The organism is Vibrio sp. YT-16 (assembly GCF_033337405.1).
Classification (GTDB): Bacteria; Pseudomonadota; Gammaproteobacteria; order Enterobacterales; family Vibrionaceae; genus Vibrio; species Vibrio alginolyticus.
Genome location: NZ_JAWOQQ010000007.1, coordinates 161,329 through 180,369, shown reverse-complemented (window position 1 = coordinate 180,369; position 19,041 = coordinate 161,329). Strand labels below are relative to the sequence as shown.

At 42.5% G+C, this 19,041-nt stretch carries 18 protein-coding genes; 12 read left to right on the top strand and 6 right to left on the bottom strand.

Annotated elements, in window-relative coordinates; translation table 11 throughout:
• The first annotated feature begins 6 nt into the window (after positions 1 to 6).
• The 12 genes from R7F07_RS14005 (at position 7) to cysN (ending at position 13,582) form a co-directional block, all read left to right on the top strand.
• Positions 7 to 687 (top strand): YjbF family lipoprotein, encoded by a 681-nt coding sequence (locus R7F07_RS14005; RefSeq protein WP_005379466.1) that lies wholly within the window; start codon positions 7 to 9, stop codon positions 685 to 687.
• Entirely contained in the window at positions 684 to 1,442 is a 759-nt protein-coding gene (locus R7F07_RS14000; RefSeq protein ID WP_005379464.1) for a capsule biosynthesis GfcC family protein, read from the top strand. The genes R7F07_RS14005 and R7F07_RS14000 overlap by 4 nt, the downstream gene beginning before the upstream one ends.
• Positions 1,439 to 3,631 carry a YjbH domain-containing protein gene (locus R7F07_RS13995; protein ID WP_005379463.1) on the top strand — a complete coding sequence of 731 codons (2,193 nt, stop codon included), beginning with the start codon at positions 1,439 to 1,441 and terminating at the stop codon, positions 3,629 to 3,631. Before R7F07_RS14000 ends, R7F07_RS13995 begins: the two co-directional genes overlap by 4 nt.
• Positions 3,632 to 3,778: 147 nt before the next feature.
• Positions 3,779 to 4,720 (top strand): ADP-glyceromanno-heptose 6-epimerase, encoded by a 942-nt coding sequence (gene rfaD / locus R7F07_RS13990; RefSeq protein ID WP_005379462.1) that lies wholly within the window; start codon positions 3,779 to 3,781, stop codon positions 4,718 to 4,720.
• Positions 4,721 to 4,846: 126 nt separating this feature from the next.
• Complete coding sequence (gene lpxM / locus R7F07_RS13985; protein WP_005379461.1) at positions 4,847 to 5,833, top strand: lauroyl-Kdo(2)-lipid IV(A) myristoyltransferase; 987 nt, start codon at positions 4,847 to 4,849, stop codon at positions 5,831 to 5,833.
• A complete protein-coding gene (locus tag R7F07_RS13980; protein ID WP_005379459.1) occupies positions 5,830 to 6,552 on the top strand; it encodes a glycosyltransferase family 25 protein in 723 nt (240 codons plus the stop codon). Before lpxM ends, R7F07_RS13980 begins: the two co-directional genes overlap by 4 nt.
• Positions 6,549 to 7,604, top strand: coding sequence for a lipopolysaccharide heptosyltransferase II (gene waaF / locus R7F07_RS13975; protein WP_005379458.1), 1,056 nt, complete (start codon positions 6,549 to 6,551; stop codon positions 7,602 to 7,604). The genes R7F07_RS13980 and waaF overlap by 4 nt, the downstream gene beginning before the upstream one ends.
• On the top strand, positions 7,598 to 8,842 hold the full coding sequence (waaA, locus tag R7F07_RS13970; protein WP_054576850.1) for a lipid IV(A) 3-deoxy-D-manno-octulosonic acid transferase: 1,245 nt from the start codon (positions 7,598 to 7,600) through the stop codon (positions 8,840 to 8,842). Before waaF ends, waaA begins: the two co-directional genes overlap by 7 nt.
• Complete coding sequence (locus tag R7F07_RS13965; RefSeq protein ID WP_054576849.1) at positions 8,842 to 10,578, top strand: SLC13 family permease; 1,737 nt, start codon at positions 8,842 to 8,844, stop codon at positions 10,576 to 10,578. The genes waaA and R7F07_RS13965 overlap by 1 nt, the downstream gene beginning before the upstream one ends.
• A 29-nt stretch (positions 10,579 to 10,607) precedes the next feature.
• A complete protein-coding gene (cysD, locus tag R7F07_RS13960) occupies positions 10,608 to 11,522 on the top strand; it encodes a sulfate adenylyltransferase subunit CysD (protein ID WP_049534422.1) in 915 nt (304 codons plus the stop codon).
• A gap of 2 nt (positions 11,523 to 11,524) precedes the next feature.
• A complete protein-coding gene (gene cysC / locus R7F07_RS13955; protein ID WP_054576848.1) occupies positions 11,525 to 12,154 on the top strand; it encodes an adenylyl-sulfate kinase in 630 nt (209 codons plus the stop codon).
• A gap of 12 nt (positions 12,155 to 12,166) precedes the next feature.
• Positions 12,167 to 13,582: a sulfate adenylyltransferase subunit CysN gene (gene cysN, locus R7F07_RS13950; RefSeq protein ID WP_054576847.1), complete on the top strand. Its 1,416-nt coding sequence runs from the start codon at positions 12,167 to 12,169 to the stop codon at positions 13,580 to 13,582.
• A 37-nt stretch (positions 13,583 to 13,619) separates the two neighbouring features.
• On the opposite strand, the gene R7F07_RS13945 is transcribed toward cysN, so the two are convergent.
• Genes R7F07_RS13945 through rfbB form a run of 6 tightly spaced genes read right to left on the bottom strand, consistent with a single transcriptional unit; the run spans position 13,620 to position 19,036 of the window.
• Positions 13,620 to 14,495 carry a glycosyltransferase family 2 protein gene (locus tag R7F07_RS13945; protein ID WP_054576846.1) on the bottom strand — a complete coding sequence of 292 codons (876 nt, stop codon included), beginning with the start codon at positions 14,493 to 14,495 and terminating at the stop codon, positions 13,620 to 13,622.
• A gap of 12 nt (positions 14,496 to 14,507) precedes the next feature.
• On the bottom strand, positions 14,508 to 15,308 hold the full coding sequence (locus R7F07_RS13940) for a sulfotransferase family protein (RefSeq protein ID WP_054576845.1): 801 nt from the start codon (positions 15,306 to 15,308) through the stop codon (positions 14,508 to 14,510).
• A complete protein-coding gene (locus tag R7F07_RS13935) occupies positions 15,305 to 15,994 on the bottom strand; it encodes a WbqC family protein (RefSeq protein WP_054576844.1) in 690 nt (229 codons plus the stop codon). Before R7F07_RS13935 ends, R7F07_RS13940 begins: the two co-directional genes overlap by 4 nt.
• Before the next feature lie 21 nt (positions 15,995 to 16,015).
• The gene (locus R7F07_RS13930) at positions 16,016 to 17,098 is read right to left on the bottom strand and encodes a DegT/DnrJ/EryC1/StrS family aminotransferase (protein WP_054576843.1); all 1,083 of its coding nucleotides are present in this window, start codon (positions 17,096 to 17,098) and stop codon (positions 16,016 to 16,018) included.
• Complete coding sequence (rfbA, locus tag R7F07_RS13925) at positions 17,088 to 17,972, bottom strand: glucose-1-phosphate thymidylyltransferase RfbA (RefSeq protein ID WP_054576842.1); 885 nt, start codon at positions 17,970 to 17,972, stop codon at positions 17,088 to 17,090. Before rfbA ends, R7F07_RS13930 begins: the two co-directional genes overlap by 11 nt.
• Positions 17,972 to 19,036, bottom strand: coding sequence for a dTDP-glucose 4,6-dehydratase (gene rfbB / locus R7F07_RS13920; RefSeq protein WP_017634983.1), 1,065 nt, complete (start codon positions 19,034 to 19,036; stop codon positions 17,972 to 17,974). The genes rfbA and rfbB overlap by 1 nt, the downstream gene beginning before the upstream one ends.
• Positions 19,037 to 19,041: the final 5 nt, after the last annotated feature.

Here is a 19,041-nt window from a genome sequence, read left to right as displayed (position 1 = left end):
GGATCAATGAATATCTTCCGAATACCTAAATGGATACGCCAACTCCTCATTCTTCCATTACTCCTTGTACTCTTTGGCTGTACACAGAAATTCAACGATGTTTCAGCAACCGTCCAAGAAGCCTACGGTAACTACATCGATGTAGAGATGACACCAGAAGAAATCAATGCTATTCCATATGCCAGTGCCTATTTGAAACTTGGAAATCAGAAGCAGGTGTTTGTCGTTTTAGCTTTCGCGGAACGAAATCCGCAAAATGGAAAAATACAATTGAAATGGGTAAGCGCCGATAAAGCCATGATCGTTACAGAAAATGGGCACATCGTCAAAACGATTGGACTACAGAGTGGCGACTTAGCGGGTGTTTACGGTGACGTTCCAGATTTTTCTTTACACTCAACCTCTGTCAACTACGCACTTTCATACGATTGGGCAACACAATACCGTTATGGCTTTCCTGCAAATATAACGCGTTCTTACTCAGGCCAAGAAACGTTAACAACACCTATTTCTAGCACTATGACCAACGTATATAAAGAAGTTGTTGAGTTTAGCAGTCTTTCTCAATCGGTCGAAAACTACTATTGGGTCAATGAACAAGGTCAAGTTGTTAAAACCATACAACATCTAGGGCCAAATATGATTCCGGTCGAGTTAACCATTTTGAAGGGATACAGCAAATCATGAGCAAGCAACTACTCACAGTATTCGGTTTGGTCATGCCGCTTTTGAGCATGTCTAGCTTCGCTCAAACAGAAACCTCTGCATTGCAACCATTAAATGTTGAATTGCTAGAAGCAGGCAAACGGCTACAATTTCAAGGGACGGCTCGTTTAGAAAGTGTGTTAGCACTTGCTAGGGAGCAAGGCGTCTCTCTGCAATACTCTCTTGGTACCACTTTGTTTGATAAATCGGAACGCGCCGAGAAAACCTCAACCGCTTTAAAGAACTCGGTGCTCAATCAAATGATTCAACACAATTTGGTCGCACATCCATTCTACAAGTTCATTCAGAAGCAAAGCTTTGCACCGCGCTTACTGTCTGCGATCGATGTTGATAAAATTCGACTAAATAAATTCGACAACCCACTGTTGCGCGGCAATTTCCTGCTCGCAAGCCCTCTGCGCGAAGAGAAAGTGTACTTCTTGGGAAACCTAAATAGCGTGTATTCCATTACGGAGCAAGCTGGCATCCCTTTGCAGAGACAGATAGAGAATTTGAAAACTAATATTGGTGCGTTATCAACACCGCCAGTGTTGATCTATCCAGATGGTCACATAGTTAAGCCGCATCACGGAGCTTGGTTAACAACACAATATTACTTACCACCTCTGACATTGGTATATATTCCGTTTGGTGATCTTGAATATTCCGAAATGGACCAAGATATTATCCGCCTACTCACTCAATTGATACCAAATTCCAAAAAGAGACCACAATGATGCCAATTAGAAAAAGCTTAGCCCTTTCTTTAATGGGCCCTGCATTGGTTTGGGCTCAAGACATGCCCTTTGAGGCTCCCTCTTTACAGCCTTCTCAATCTGACTTTGGTGGTGTTGGCTTAATGCAGATGCCAACCGGACGTATGGCTCATGAAGGGGAGTTCAACTTTTCTGTAACAGGTAGTGATGAGTACCTTTTTTACAATGTGACTCTGCAACTCATGCCGTGGTTAGAAACAACTATCCGGTACACTCGAGTTCACGATCTGCCTTATTCGTCATCCTTCCCCGATGTTGACAATGAATATACAGACAAGGGGATAGATTTTAAATTTAGATTATGGGAAGAATCTGAATACATGCCAGAAATCGCCCTAGGGGTACGAGACTTTGCTGGTACTGGTCTTTTTGATGCTGAGTTTCTTGCGGCGACAAAACGATATTCTAATTCGAAATTAGGTACTTTTGATTTTACTTTAGGTATGGGCTGGGGCTACCTAGGAACTAGAGATACGGTCACAAACCCTTTTTGTAAAGCATCAGACAAATTCTGCGATAGACCTTCAGAATTTCTATCTACTGGCGGAACAACTAACTTCGATAGAGCCTTTAAAGGCCCTGCTGCCCTTTTTGGTGGTATTGAATATCAAACTCTTCATAAGCCTCTTCGCTTCAAGCTTGAATATGACGGTAACGATTACAGCACAGACTATCCAGTTGTTCAGGCCGGTATAGATATGTCTCCCCACACACCATGGAACTTTGGTGTTCTCTACCGTCTAGGCATGGCCGATTTTCGTTTAAGTTATGAACGCGGCGATACTTTAGTAGCAGGCTTAACGCTAAACACTAATTTCAATGACATGCCATCATTCTGGCGAGACACACCAACCCCAGAAGTGGAAGATAACCAACCCAAAGAACTGTCTGATGTTGATTGGGAACGTGTAACAGAAGATTTAGACAAAATTGCTGGCTATCGAAACACGCGTGTTTATGTTGATAACAATACCGTAACTGTCGTTGGTGAGCAGAAAAAATATCGTGACCGTACAGAGGCACACGAAAAAGCGGCAGCTGTACTCCATAATGAAATGCCTGACGATATTGATACCTATGCGATCAATGAACGTAGCCGAGGCTTAGTCGGTGAACAAACGATTATTTCCAAAGAGAAATATCGCGACTTTGCCCAAGTTAATTACATCAATCCGAAAATAGAAGATGCAACCTCAAGGGCTACTACTAAGCCTACGGGAGAATCTATCTACGATGGTTTTGAACGTTTTGATTGGGGCTTTGCACCTAAACTAGTTCAAACTCTCGGAAACGCTGAAGATTTCTATCTCTTTAGTGTAGGGCTAAGCGGTAATGCCTCATATTGGCTGACGGACAACCTTGAAATTGGCGGTTCGTTATACTGGGATTGGTATAACAACTACGATAAGTTTATTTATGTCACTCCACCTGATGGCACTACTGTTCCTCGTGTTCGCACCATGTTCCGCGCTTACCAAAATGAACATGCTGTAACCATGTCAAACTTACAATTGACTTGGTTCCAAGAGTATTCCGATACGATGGATCAGCAATTCTACGCGGGCTATCTGGAGAGTATGTTTGCTGGAGTCGGTACCGAGTTTCTTTACCGTCCACAAGGAGCTAACTGGGCGATTGGCGCTGACGTCAACTTAATTTCTCAACGTGATCCACAAAGTTACTTCGGTGTTTACGATGATAAATGGCAAAACGTGCCAGAATATGGACGTCCGTTCCAAGTTATTGATAAAGGCTTCACTGGTTTTGTATCTGGTTACTACTACCCTCAATGGGAATTCCTACAAGATTTGATGATCCAAGTCGATGTTGGTCAGTTCCTAGCTGGTGATGTTGGTACACAAATTAATGTTTCTAAGCAGTTCAAGAGTGGCGTAATTGCTGGTGCCTTTGCGTCATTTACAGACTTGTCTGCGGATGAATTTGGTGAAGGTAGCTTTACCAAAGGTTTCTACTTGTCGATTCCATTTGACATCATGACCGTTAAGCCAAGCAACAATCGTGCGAACTTTAGTTGGCAGCCTCTTACTCGTGACGGAGGACAGAAACTCGGACGTAAATACAGCTTGATTGAGTTGACCGACGAGCGAAATCCTTGGTATCAAAGGCCTAACCGTTCGGATGTGGAATAATAAAGTAATCAAGGGAGCTGCGGCTCCCTTTTTCATATCTAGATACTGAGTATAGAAGACTCAAACCTATCTTCCTGCTTCCAATAGCGCTACTTTTCGTTTCTTGCTAGAATTCCTGAGAAAATTTTAATCTATGGTGGAAGTTCTATGATCATCGTAACTGGTGGCGCTGGCATGATCGGCAGCAACATTGTTAAAGCACTAAACGAAGCTGGTATTAACGATATCCTGGTTGTCGACAACCTAAAAAATGGCAAAAAGTTTAAGAACTTAGTTGATCTGGACATCACAGATTACATGGATCGTGACGACTTTCTGACCCAAATTATGGCGGGCGATGATTTTGGTCCGATTGAGGCAATTTTCCACGAAGGTGCTTGTTCTGCAACGACTGAGTGGGATGGTAAGTACATGATGCTAAACAATTATGAGTACTCTAAAGAGCTGCTGCATTACTGTTTAGATCGCGAGATTCCATTCCTATACGCTTCTTCAGCAGCCACTTACGGCGATACAGAGACTTTCGTTGAAGAACGCGAATACGAAGGCGCACTGAATGTATACGGTTACTCGAAACAGCAGTTTGATAACTACGTTCGTCGCCTATGGCAAGATGCTGAAGAACATGGTGAGACCCTTTCTCAAATCACCGGCTTCCGCTACTTCAACGTATATGGCCCACGTGAAGACCACAAAGGTAGCATGGCATCAGTTGCATTCCACCTAAACAACCAACTTAACGCAGGTGAAAATCCTAAATTGTTCGCGGGCAGCGAATCATTCAAACGCGACTTCGTTTACGTTGGTGATGTATGTAAAGTAAACCTGTGGTTCTTAGAAAACGGCGTATCAGGCATTTTTAACTGTGGTACTGGCCGTGCTGAATCTTTTGAAGAGGTAGCAAAAGCAGTTATCAAGCATCATGGCAAAGGCCAAATTGAAACCATCCCATTCCCTGAGCACCTAAAAGGCGCTTACCAAGAATTCACACAAGCGGATCTGACCAAACTGCGCACCGCAGGTTGTGATGTTGAATTCAAGACAGTTGCAGAAGGCGTTGCCGAATACTTAACTATCCAAAACAGTTAAGCACCACAAGGTGGTAGAACCATAACCTGCCACCTTTACTCAAGTGCAATAGCCTGTATCATTCCTAACTATCTTTTTCTCATTTAAACCACTTCGCCCGTACACGAATAGGTAACTAGACACGCCATGACAATAAAACGTGATGACTTCGACCCCAAAGCATATAACCCTGAGTTTAAGCGCCACTTTCTGTCGCCTAAGTACTGGGGCACGTGGTTAGGTGTTATCTTATTTTTACCGTTATCATTAATGCCACTGGGTTTACAAAAGTGGTTGGCGAAAACCATAGCCAAAAAACTGTCTAAATCCCACAAAGGTCCAGCTCATCGAGCGAGGGTTAACTTTGAGCTGTGTTTTCCGGAAAAATCGTTCCAAGAACGTGAAGCTTTGATAGAAAAAACACTCTACACAGCGGCCATGTTCTTTTTTCGCTTCGGGTTACTAAGTTTACGCTCACCAAAATGGCTTCAGAACCGTTGCCAAATTCGCGGCCTAGACATTTTACGACAGCACATTGATAGCAACGAAAATGTAATTTTAATGGTTCCCCACTCTTGGGCTATTGATGTGCCTGCTATCTTGCTCGCTTCAATGGGAATGCCAGTTTCTGCAATGGCGAAGAAGCAAAAGAATGATGTTGCTGACTGGCTGATGCACAAGCAAAGGGTCCAATACGGTGGTCGTGTTTATGAACGCTCAGGTGGCATTAAGCCTTTTCTGAAATCCATTCGAGATGGCTATGTAGGGTATTATCTACCTGATCAAGATCACGGCCCAGAGCATAGTGTGTTTGTGGATTTTTTTGCAACACGTAAAGCAACGCTACCTGGTTTAGGCAAAATTGCGAAACTATCACGCTCAAAAGTACTGCCTCTATTTGCGTCGATGAACACTGAAGATGGTACGTTTGATATTGAGATTTTACCAGCGTTTGAGCTGGATAAAGGCGAAGAGCAAGACGCTCGTACCTGTAATGAAGCCATTGAATATTTTGTCGGTGATAAACCCGAACAATATATGTGGGTACTACAGTTGCTGCACTCTCAAGAAGACGGCAATAACTATTACAATTTGTTTAAACCAAGATATAACAGCGACTGGAAAGTGCAGTGAAAGTATTTGTCGTAAGCTTGGCTCGATCGCTAGATCGCCGAGAACGTATTGAAGAAAAGTTAAAACAACAAGACATTACGTTTGAATTTTTTGATGCAGTAGATGGCTCTGTTGACCGTTTTCTTCATTCAGAAAAAAGTCGTCCTACCATTACTCTACGCCGCAAAGGGTATCAATTAAAAACCAGTGAAGTCGCCTGTTTTGCAAGCCATTACGAGTTGTGGGTTCGCTGTGTTGAGCTTGATGAACCGATCGTCATCTTAGAAGACAACGTCGACCCCGTAGAAGGGCTGAAGCAAGTACTCGAACATACCCTTCCATTGACTTCTAATTATGACTACATCAAGTTGTCTGCCACTCAGAAGCGTGTATTCACCCCAATCGTACCGATTGATGATAATCATATGCTAGGGGGATACTCAGCAGGCACTTGTGGTACCACCGCTTATATCGTTACACCTAAAGCAGCCTCAAAGTTTGTTATGCATGCTCAAGAGTTTATTGAACCAGTCGATGACTACATGGAAAAACCATGGAGACATGGTGTTCAAGTCTACAGCGTGTCTCCAGATCTCTTTACTAGAGCAGAGATTGCTTCGACGATTGGTGGTAAAAGAAAAGATAAATCCAAAATGACTCTTGCGAATAAAATATACGCTGAACTTTTTAGAACTTATGAGTCAATTTTGAAATTCCTATACTGGAAAAACAAAGCATGAAGATTTTAGTCATTGGCCCTGCATGGGTCGGCGATATGGTAATGTCGCAATCGTTATATATCGTATTAAAGCAACGCCATCCAGATAGCCAAATTGACGTTATCGCCCCAGGATGGTGTAAACCGATTCTTGAGCGTATGCCAGAAATCCATCAAGCGATTGAAATGCCTATCGGTCATGGTGAGTTTAACTTATTAGGCCGCAGGGAAATTGGCAAATCATTACGTGAAAAGCAATATGACCACGCCTATATCTTGCCTAAGTCAGCGAAATCAGCACTGATCCCATGGTTTGCCAACATTCCCCTTCGTACTGGCTGGAAGGGAGAAATGCGCTATGGTTTATTGAACGACTTACGCCCTAACATGAAGTCTTTTCAGTACATGGTAGAGCGCTATGTAGCGTTAGCTTATCCAAAAGCAGAAATGGTGGATTCTAACTCTCTCGGCGGGCTTGAAACCTTGCCTCGCCCACGCCTTGCAATCAACGCGGCAGAGCAACAAGCCACGCTCAAAAAGTTCAACTTAACGCAAGACCAACCAATTATTGGACTGTGCCCGGGAGCAGAGTTTGGTCCTGCCAAAAAATGGCCCGAAACACACTACGCTGAAGTTGCGACGCAAATGGCTCGTTCTGGGCACCAAATCTGGTTGTTTGGTTCTCAAAAGGACTTAGAGACTTGTAACAATATTCGCGCACTTGTTCCGACGCAATTCCATGAGCACATTCATGTTCTGGCAGGCCAAACCAGCTTAATTGAAGCAGTCGATCTCCTTGCTGCATGTAAGACTGTTGTCGCGAATGACTCAGGCTTAATGCATGTGGCAGCTGCGGTTGGTTGTAATGTTGTTGCCGTGTATGGCTCAACTTCACCGAAGTACACCCCCCCACTCGCAGAAAAAGTGGAGATTGTTCATACCGATATTGATTGTCGCCCTTGTTTCCAGCGTGAATGTCAATACAAACACCTTAAGTGCTTGACAGAACTTTCGCCTAAGCAAGTGCTAGATAGCATCCAAAAACTTGACGCCATTACGATAAGCTCATGTTAGTTCGTATTGTTTATACCTTACTACTCGCCCTAGCGTCACCGCTGCTTTTATTTGGTTTGTACAAGAGCAAACCAAATAAGCCTAAGTTCGGCTCTCGCTGGAAAGAGCACTTTGGCATAACCCCCAAGCTAAAAAGCAACGACAAACCTATTTGGATACATGCCGTATCTGTTGGTGAAAGCATAGCAGCAACACCTTTAATCAAAGCCCTTAAGGAACAAAACCCCGAACAATCTATTCTAGTTACAACAACAACAAGTACCGGAGCTGAACAGATTGCTAAGTTGGGTGATTTAATTGAACACCGCTATATGCCAATTGACTTTGGGTTTGCTATCAAAGGTTTTCTTAAAGCAGTGCAACCAAAACAGATGTTGATCATTGAGACTGAGCTGTGGCCAAACACGCTTCACAATGTTCACAAAGCGGGTGTCCCTATAACTGTCGTAAATGCGCGCCTATCTGAAAAATCGTGTCAGAACTACGCCAAAATACAGCGGCTTTTTAACCAGCTTCATCCATGCCTAACTCAAGTACTCTGCCAAACGGATTCAGATGCAGAGCGCTTCGAACGCTTAGGCGTTGAGAAAAAGAAACTATCCGTTACTGGCTCGATTAAGTTCGATATTCAAATATCAGAGCAAGTGAAACAGCAAGGACAGCAGCTTCGAGCCCAACTTGGAAACGATCGTCCGATTTGGATTGCAGCTAGCACCCACAAAGGCGAGGACGAACAGGTATTAGATGCACATAGACAAGTTTTAAAATCTCATCCAAATGCATTACTTATTTTGGTTCCTCGCCATCCGGAACGATTTGATGATGTGTTTGCGCTTTGCCAAAATTCCGGCTTTAATAGCACCAGAAGAACCAATGCTGCAATAGTTAACGCCGATACACAGGTATACCTTGCTGATACTATGGGTGAAATGCTGATTCTCCTTGGTGCCAGTGATGTTTGCTTTATGGCTGGGAGTTTGCTTGGGGATAAAGTTGGTGGACATAATGTGCTTGAACCAGTCGCACTCAACGTTCCAGTGATATCAGGCCCTAGTTACTTCAACTTCAAAGCGATTGTAGAAGACATGATTGCTCTGAATATTATAGACATTACCGATAAAACTCAGCTAGCGAGTAAAGTACTAGAGCGCTTTCAACATAGTAACTCTCAGCAAATGAGTGATTTTATTCAAGGCTATTTAAACTCGACTCAAAAAACAATTGAAGCAATTAAATAATGTCACAGACCCATTCAGCCTACTTTGTCATTACCGTTTTTGTGATTGCAATAATTGCCCTTGTCACAAGGTATCAAAACAAACCTGAAAAGGTTTTTGGAGTAGTTTTGCTTGTTTTATATAGCAGCAGATCCGTATCGACAGAGCAACTCATTAGCAGTATTGCCAATCCTGGCGTACTTACGCTGGTACTACTTATCATCTGCTCGCTAGCTTTAGAAAAGACCTCACTACTTCGTAGAATCTCGCAATTAGTCATCAAACCTAGCTATAAATCTACCTGGGTTCGACTGTTCTCGATAACCACATTGTCTTCAGCATTTCTAAACAACACAGCGGTGGTCTCTACCATGATCGCCCCAATACGTGCCAATGCCCTTCACCCAGCCAGCAAACTGCTACTTCCCCTATCTTTTGCTGCCATCCTTGGCGGAACACTAACGCTGATCGGCACTTCGACGAATTTAATCGTCAATAGTATGGTGCTCGATGCTGGGCTACCTAGTCTCTCCTTTTTTGATTTTTCACTTGTTGGCAGCATTGTTGTACTTGGGTGCGGGCTCACCCTGTTTTTACTTAGCCATTGGCTACCTAGCAACATTGAACGAGCAGATACTCAAGCTCAATACTTCATTGACGCTGAGGTAGAACCAAACTCCCCACTTATCGGTAAAACTATTCAGCGCAACGGGCTGAGAAATCTAAACTCTCTGTTTTTAGTCGAGATTCATCGCCAAGGAAGAACTATTTCACCAGTATCACCACATGAGTTAATAGAGGAAAATGATCGCCTATTATTCTGTGGAGAGATTAGAAAAGTAACTCAACTGAATCACTTCCCGGGCTTATCACTCTTTGCTCATAAAGGCGAAAGACTAAGTCATGATCTCAAAGAGGTCGTATTACGCCCTGAAAGTGCTTTAGTAAATAAGACCTTAAAACAAATTGGCTTTCGCGCTATGTTCAACGCTGCAGTTGTCGCGATCCGACGCGATGGCCACACGGTTTCCGGAAAGCTCGGTGAAGTTACCTTAAAAGCTGGTGACTATCTGGTACTCGCTGTAGGTGATGACTATCACCAGAGAAATAACATCGCTAAAAACTTTATCCAGCTCCAAGCGCTAAAAGCCGATAGGCTGCTCAAAGGACCACAAGAAATTGTCGCTGTTCTTGGCTTTTTTAGTGCTATCGCCCTCGCAGCTATGGAGATAGCTCCACTGCTGCACAACCTGATCTTGTTGCTTGGTGTTCTACTATTAACTGGAGCACTGAAAACGAATGAAATTATACGAAGGCTACCAGTCCAGATATGGCTAGTAATTTCATCTGCACTTTTGCTGTCTCAGGCATTAGATAATAGTACAGCAGTCGACCTCCTGCGGAGCGCAATGACAGAACAAGCTGAATTTATGAGCCCATTGTCAGGGCTTATCATGGTTTACTTGGTCACTTTATTGCTAACGGAGTTGGTCACCAACAATGCGGCGGCGGCCTTAGTCTTCCCCGTTGCTTATGCCCTCGCGACGAGTCTAGATGCAAATCTTCACAGCTATATTTTAGCTGTCGCGTTCGGCGCAAGTGCAAGCTTTATTAGCCCATATGGATACCAAACCAACTTAATGGTTTACAATGCAGGTCAGTACTGTATCAAGGATTATATAAAGATTGGGGTGCCGATGAGTATTACGTATAGCGGTTTAGTATTAACGGCTATCACAACTATCTATGGCGTTTAACTCCCTCATCGAATCAAAGAGAGACCGGAATGAAACTTTCTCCACAACGAATGACTCACCTTAAGCAGCTTGAGGCAGAATCTATCCATATTATGCGTGAGGTAGCTGCCGAGTTTGATAACCCAGTGATGCTTTACTCTGTTGGTAAAGACTCTTCAGTGATGCTACACCTTGCGCAGAAAGCCTTTGCGCCTGGCATTCCCCCGTTTCCACTTATGCATGTTGATACCACATGGAAATTCAAAGAAATGATTGAGTTTCGTGACTACATGGCGAAAAAGCTTGGTATGAAGCTGATTGTGCACCAAAATCCAGAAGGGCTTGCGATGAACATCAGCCCATTTGTGCATGGCAGCTCAAAACATACTGATATCATGAAGACACAAGGCCTAAAACAAGCCTTAGATAATCATGGCTTTGATGCTGCTTTTGGTGGTGCTCGTCGTGACGAAGAAAAGTCTCGCGCGAAAGAGCGTGTTTACTCTTTCCGTGATGAACATCACCGCTGGGATCCTAAAAATCAACGCCCTGAGCTTTGGAATATCTACAACGGCAAAGTAAACCAAGGCGAGAGCATTCGCGTATTCCCTCTTTCTAACTGGACTGAGCTGGATATCTGGCAATATATCTACCTAGAGAGCATCGAGATTCCAAGCCTGTACTTTGCAAAAGAGCGTCCCGTCGTTGAGCGTGACGGTATGTTGATCATGAAAGATGATGATCGCATGGAGCTTCGTGAAGGGGAGACGGTAGAACAACGCATGGTTCGCTTCCGTACACTAGGCTGCTACCCATTAACGGGAGCGGTTGAATCTCAAGCAACAACGCTACCAGAGATCATTCAAGAGATGCTGCTTACAACCACTTCTGAGCGCCAAGGCCGTGCCATTGACCATGATAGCTCTGGCTCCATGGAGAAAAAGAAACGTGAGGGTTACTTCTAACTATGACCTCGCCGTATCAAAAGAAGCACAATGAGTCTGTGAGTGACGATGTGGTTTGGCATAACACCAGCGTAACTCATGAAGATCGTGTTGCGCTTAAGCAGCAAAAGCCTGTTGTACTTTGGTTTACCGGACTTAGTGGCTCAGGAAAATCGACCGTCGCTAACGCGGTAGAAAGCAAGCTATTAGCGTTAGGTAAACATAGTTACCTTCTTGATGGTGACAATGTGCGCCACGGTCTAAACAAAGATCTTGGCTTTAGTGATCTAGACCGTATTGAGAACATTCGCCGCATTGGCGAGGTGGCTAAACTATTTGTCGATGCCGGGAACATTGTTCTGACCGCGTTTATTTCGCCATTTATCTCAGATAGAGAGCAAGTGCGCCAGTTAATGCAGCAAGGCGAGTTTTTAGAGGTGTTTGTTGATACTCCACTCGCAATCTGCGAGCAAAGAGATCCTAAAGGCCTGTATAAAAAGGCACGCGCAGGTGAGATTAAACACTTCACTGGCATCGACTCTGAGTACCAAGCGCCTATATCTCCAGAAATTCACATCAAGACAGCTGAGCTGTCTGTCGAAGCGTGTGCCGACCAAGTGATTCAAGCGCTCACTGAAAAAGAATACATTTAAAAGGAAGTCATTATGTCTCATAGCTCTGAGCTTATCGCTAAAGACATTGAAGCGTACCTAAACGTACATGAAAACAAAGACCTACTTCGTTTCTTAACTTGTGGTAACGTTGATGACGGCAAATCTACACTGATTGGTCGCCTGCTATACGACAGCAAGCTGATTTATGAAGATCAAATGGCTGCGATCGAAAAAGATTCTCAAAAGTTCAATACGACAGATGAAGCGTTCGACTTAGCACTACTAGTCGACGGTCTACAGTCCGAGCGTGAACAAGGCATCACGATTGATGTTGCCTACCGCTACTTCTCAACCGACAAGCGTAAATTCATCATCGCCGACACTCCAGGACATGAACAGTACACTCGTAATATGGTTACGGGTGCTTCTACCTGTGATCTTGCGATTGTAATGGTTGATGCTCGCCACGGTATCCAGACGCAAACACGTCGTCATAGCTATATCTGTAGTCTACTTGGAATTCAGCACGTTATCGTTGCCGTTAACAAAATGGATCTGATGGACTACAGCCAAGAGGTGTATCAGAAAATCAAAGCCGATTACCGAGATATGGCAAAGAACTTCAACATCAAGGATATCCGCTTTGTGCCAATCTCTGCTCTAAAAGGCGACAATGTTGTCACTCCAAGTGAGAACATGGATTGGTACCCTGGCGCTACATTAATGAAGCTGCTTGAAACAGTTAAGATTAACCAAGACATCAACACTGAAGTCATGCGCTTCCCAGTGCAATATGTCAATCGCCCAAACCTAAACTTCCGTGGTTTTTGTGGCACCCTTGCTTCAGGCATTGTACAGGTTGGTGATGAGGTTACTGCTCTTCCATCGAACAAAGTTTCTCGCATCAAATCTATCTTTACCTTCGATGGTGAGCTAAAAGAAGCAATGCCGGGTCAAGCCATCACCCTAACGCTTGAAGATGAAATCGATGTGTCACGCGGCGATATGCTTGTCCATTCCAACAACATTCCGGAGGTTGTAGACGCTTACCAAGCTCATATCGTTTGGATGGATGAATCTCCGATGCAAACGCATAAAGAATACCTATTCAAATTTGCGACTAAAACCTGTACAGGTAAGGTTTCTCAAATTGAGCATAAGGTTGATGTCAATACACTTAAGCAGCATGATCATAAAAATACGCGCCTTGAGTTAAACGAGATTGCACTCGCCTCAATAAAGCTTACCGATAAAGTTGCAATGGATGTTTATCAGCAGCTACCTCAAACTGGCGCTTTTATCATTATTGACCGCATTAGTAACGTGACTGTCGGCGCGGGTATGGTGTCATCGATACAATTAAACCATACTGAAGAACCAGCTCGTGTTTACTCAGAAGCAGAGAAAGAGCTCAATGCTTATGTATGTAAGCACTTCCCAGAGTGGGGCTGTGTAAAAATAAACTAAATAAATAGGTGGGCCATAAACATATCGCTCACCTATTTTATTGGGAAGGGTTAGAGAATATTAGATTTCTGATCCTCTCCTTTATCGCCTTCCTTTGAGATTTTCGCGCTCTCTGTTTATATTTTCTTATTCGATTGTTAAATGACTTTAAGTTCACTCCATCCAAGTCTTGTTTTAGTGACTCCAAACTATTGGCCATTGCTAACAAAAAGTCTCTCTGATTTTCGTGAGAGGACGAGGATATCCTTGTTGAAAAAGAATCTTTTTGATTAATTCTATATACAGACATTGGTTCAGGTAAGTAGACTCCGCCTCCCTTTACAGAAGACATAATCTGCATAAAATAGTCCCCACATGGCATTAATTTAATAGTGCTTGATGAAGCTAGGGATAAAGCAGACTTACGGATAAATAAAGATGCTGTTGGGCAGTAATCACCATCTCCTAGTATAACTTCATCAGTAGAAACGTAATGGGTCCCCTCAAAATGATTTGAGACTAGCTCTCTATTGCCTTCTGGGTCCTCTGAGTATGCTGGGTGAAAGCAAAGGTCTATATTTGGGTTCCCCTCTAAAGCATCAAATTGTTTCTGTAGCTTTGTATTATCTATCCAATAGTCATCACCTTCGCAAAAAGCTAAGTACTCTCCTTTAGCCTTTGGTGATAAGTGTGACAATGCTAGAGTTCGGATGCCTTTAGAGTAAAGATTTTCATCAGTATACATTCGAACTATGTTCGAATGCTTTTCACATATCTCATCAATAATTTCTCTACTATTGTCCGTAGAGAGATCATCATAAACAATAACTTCAAATTCGAAATCACAGGACTGGTTGAGAAAGCTATTAATTGTTTTTTCAATATATTTAGAGTGATTATAACAAACACAAAGAATTGAAACTTTAACAGACATATTATTACCGACCTACAAGTAGTGTTCCAACTTACTCTCTTTAACAAAATCCTCTATACGACTTACAATATCTGCATCAAGGCTATTTTGCCAGCTTATGTCTTTATCCTTGTTTTTGAATACAGAGTAGGTAGTATCAACCTTCTTTTTTGATATAAGAAATGACTTAGTTTGTGAGGTAAGCTCTAGCCCTAGAAAAGCGAATATATCTTCAACTTGTTCTAGAGGGTCTTCTAGCAGCGCACTATAGTGCACAAGTTTAAAGTTATCTGGATACAGCTGAGAAAGTTTTTCAAATAACTTTGTAGTCTCCACCCACTTAGACAGACCAAAATATTCTTCTTTTTTCTCTAAGTTTTTCTTACCTGCATAGATCAACTCTTCTTCCAAAAGCCAGCCTAAATCGGATCTAAATTCTCGCTTTGCATTATACCAACTGCTAATTACAGCTCTCGGGTCTCTAACCAAGCCTAAAACCTTTACATCAGGGCACTTTTTGATCATATTCTCTATGATATGATGGTATCTAACTTCCTTATATACGATAGTACCCAAATGATTGTTCTTTTCGAATATAGGCTTACGACCTTCCTTTCGTTCAGCATCTTGACGAATAAAAGAAGAGTTGGTTTGTGCAATGTTATTAAAAAACGCATCGATATCATCTTTTTTAGAATTTTCATCTAGAAATGATTTAAACTCGTAGGAAAAAAGCGGCTGATATAGATAGTTAACATCAGGAGAGCTATTAATAATCTCACCTAACCAAGATGAACCGGATCTTGGCACAGAATGAATTGCAAATCTTTTCATATTAAATAATCCATCAACTGGGTCTTAGGTACATTAAAAATCATATCAAGTATTGAAAGTCCTGGCTCAAAATCACTTGTCTGAGTATGCGTATATGGTTTTAATGATACATTTAGGAATTCTAGAGTTAAGCCTTGAGATCGAAAGTTCGATTCACTGTATAAATCCCGCCCTCCAGGAGGATTGATATAAGTGTCACCAGCTAATTTAACACAAGTATCTATAACTCTATCTTGTCCTTTAAGATTTTTATTATTCAGACTCGATGAAATTATAATTTCAGTATCAATATCTAAATAAGATTTTATTTTTTCTATAGAGTTTAGAATGAAAAGAAATAGATTATCTTCTTCATCCAACAAAATATCACTAAAAATCTGATATCCTTCATCAAAATTTGGTGACTTTCGATAAGACTCTCTAATCTTATTTAATAGTTTAGTTCTTTCTTTCAAGAATGTTGGAGATATAAAACGCTCTCTAACATCAAGGTAATCAGAGTCTTTCTTAATAGGAATGGTAAAAGTCTCTACTTTCCCTGAAGCACTTAAGTAACGGTTACGATTTATCCACCCTTTCTTGGTGTACTGAATATCATCATAAACAACAAATTTATCTACAGAAGCCAAGAGCTGCCAGTAGCCAATATATGGTAAAAAATAAGGCTGCATAATAGCAATTTTCATACTATAAGAACTCTCACATGGTTAATTTAATATCAATTCTATAACTTTACATACTGCTTCAACATCATTTGAAGACATACTGGCATGTAGCGGTAGACAAATAATTCCTTTTGATATCTTCTGACTTATAGGGCATCCAAAGCTCAGATTATCAGGGTAAGCAACATCTAAAGATGGTGTAAAATATCGTCGATGTTCAATATCATGCTCAGACAAAGCATCAAGTAGTCTTTCCTGCTTGTCTTTATCTCTAACGAAAATTGGCATGTAAGCACCGTTATACGACGCTTCGGGTAGCCAAAGAGGTAATTCAACATAAGGTTCTAAAAGCGTCCGGTACAAACTAAACAGGTTGGATCGATGCTCAATTACCTCTTCAATCTGATCAAGTAGTGTTAATCCTACTGCGCATTGGTACTCATTCAACTTTGCATTAATACCTGGCTCGCCTAATTGTCCATTCGCTTGAAGACCAAAGTTAATGAACTCTTTCGCACGTAAATAATCTTCATGCCGCTTGAATACAATTGCACCACCTTCGACTGTATGGAATATCTTAGTGGCATGAAAACTCAATGTACTAGCATCGCCAAAGTTTAAGAGAGACTCCTGACCAACCTTAACTCCAAATGCATGAGCAGCGTCGTATAGAACTTTGACCTTATATTGCTCTGCAATTTCTTTGAAACTCTCAACTTCACAAGGATTTCCATATACATGTGTTGCAACAACACCATCTACTTGAGAATTTGCTTCAAGAGCTGCTTTCAAAGCATCTGGAGATAAGTTATAAGATTTTGAATCGATATCGCAATAGCTCACATCAATACCTTGCCACATCAACGCTGATGAAGTTGCAACAAAGCTAAATGGTGTAGAGATCGCGGATTCAATTCCTAAAACTTTACATGCCACCTGAAGTGCCAGCGTACCATTAGAAACTAACAATAAGTTTTTAACACCCAAAAACGTTTCAAGTCGTCTAGTAAGCTTTTCATGCAATGGCCCAAAGTTAGTATACCAACCACTCTCATTTACTTGAGATAAATAGTTAGAAAGCTTAGTTAAGTCTGGGGCTAATGGACTGTTAAGTTTAATTGTCATCTTCGCTCACAATGCTTGATAGGTAGATACCATAATTGTTCTTCTTAAGGGCATCAGCTGCCGCCATTAACTTCTGTTTGCTAATCCAACCATTGTTAAAGGCAATTTCTTCCAAACATGCAATCTTATAACCTTGTCGTTTCTCTATCGTCGAAACAAATTGAGCAGCTTCGAGCAAGCTTTCGTAAGTACCTGTGTCTAACCAGGCAAAACCACGCCCTAACATTTCAACATTGAGCTCGTTTGCTGTTAGGTACATTTGATTTAATGTGGTAATTTCCAGCTCACCTCGCTCTGATGGTTCGACTTGCTTAGCTCTACTCACGACTTGGTTGTCAAAGAAGTACAGCCCCGTCACAGCATAGTGGCTCTTTGGCTTAGCTGGTTTTTCTTCAATAGAGATAGCTTTTCTGTCGGCGTCAAACTCAACCACACCAAAGCGCTCAGGGTCTTTCACTTGGTAGCCAAACACCGTAGCCCCATTGCCACTCTCTGCCGTCTCAACCGCTTTCTTTAACTTTGGAGTGAACCCTTGCCCATAAAAGATGTTGTCACCCAGCACCAAACATACTGAGTCATCGCCAATGAATTCTTCACCAATGATGAAGGCTTGAGCTAAGCCGTCTGGGCTTGGTTGAATCGCGTATTGCAACTCAATGCCAAACTCTGAGCCATCACCTAATAGACGCTGAAAACCTTCCTGGTCTTCTGGCGTGGTGATGATCAAGATTTCACGAATGCCCGCAAGCATGAGTACTGACAACGGGTAGTAAATCATTGGTTTGTCATAAACCGGCAGTAACTGCTTAGAGACACCGCGTGTAATAGGGTAAAGGCGAGTGCCCGAGCCACCTGCTAAAATAATGCCTTTCATTATTCGCCCGCTCCTAATCGCTCTAAACTGTATGAACCATCAAGCACGCGTTGCCACCATTGCGGGTTGTTTAGGTACCATTCCACGGTTTTACGAATGCCGCTTTCAAAGGTTTCTTCCGGCGTCCAGTTAAGCTCTTGAGCAATCTTGGTCGCATCAATTGCGTAGCGCACATCATGACCGGGGCGATCTTTGACATAAGTGATCAAAGATTCATAAGACTCAACACCTGCCGGCTTGTCTGGTCGCAGCTCTTCAAGCAAAGCACAAATGGTTTTCACTACTTCGATGTTTGCTTTTTCGTTATGGCCACCGATGTTATAGGTTTCACCGACTTCACCTTCGTTGACTACTTTGTAAAGCGCGCGGGCATGGTCTTCCACAAACAGCCAATCTCGGATTTGCATACCATCACCGTACACTGGCAACGGCTTGCCATCGAGGGCATTTAAAATCATCAGAGGGATCAACTTCTCTGGGAAGTGGTACGGGCCATAGTTGTTGGAGCAATTGGTGACAAGTGTCGGTAAACCATAAGTACGCTGCCAAGCGCGAACTAGGTGATCGCTCGAAGCTTTAGATGCAGAATATGGGCTGCTCGGCGCGTATGAGGTGGTTTCGGTGAACAAATCATCCGTTCCCTCTAGATCGCCATACACTTCATCCGTAGAAATATGATGAAAACGGAATGCCGATTGGCGCGCTTCATCTAAGCCCGACCAATATTGACGGGCCGCTTCGAGCAGATGGTAAGTGCCCATCACGTTGGTCTCAATAAAAGCAGCAGGACCATCAATAGAGCGATCGACATGAGACTCAGCCGCTAAATGCATAACCATATCGGGTTGATGCTCTGAAAACACGCGATCTAGTTCAGCTCGGTCACAGATATCTACTTGCTCAAAGTAGTAACGTTCACTCTCTGAGACATCAACCAGTGATTCTAGATTCCCTGCGTAGGTCAGTTTATCTAAATTGATGACGGTATCTTGGGTGTCACGAATGATATGTCGGACAACAGCTGACCCAATGAAGCCTGCTCCACCGGTTACTAATATTTTCATTACAA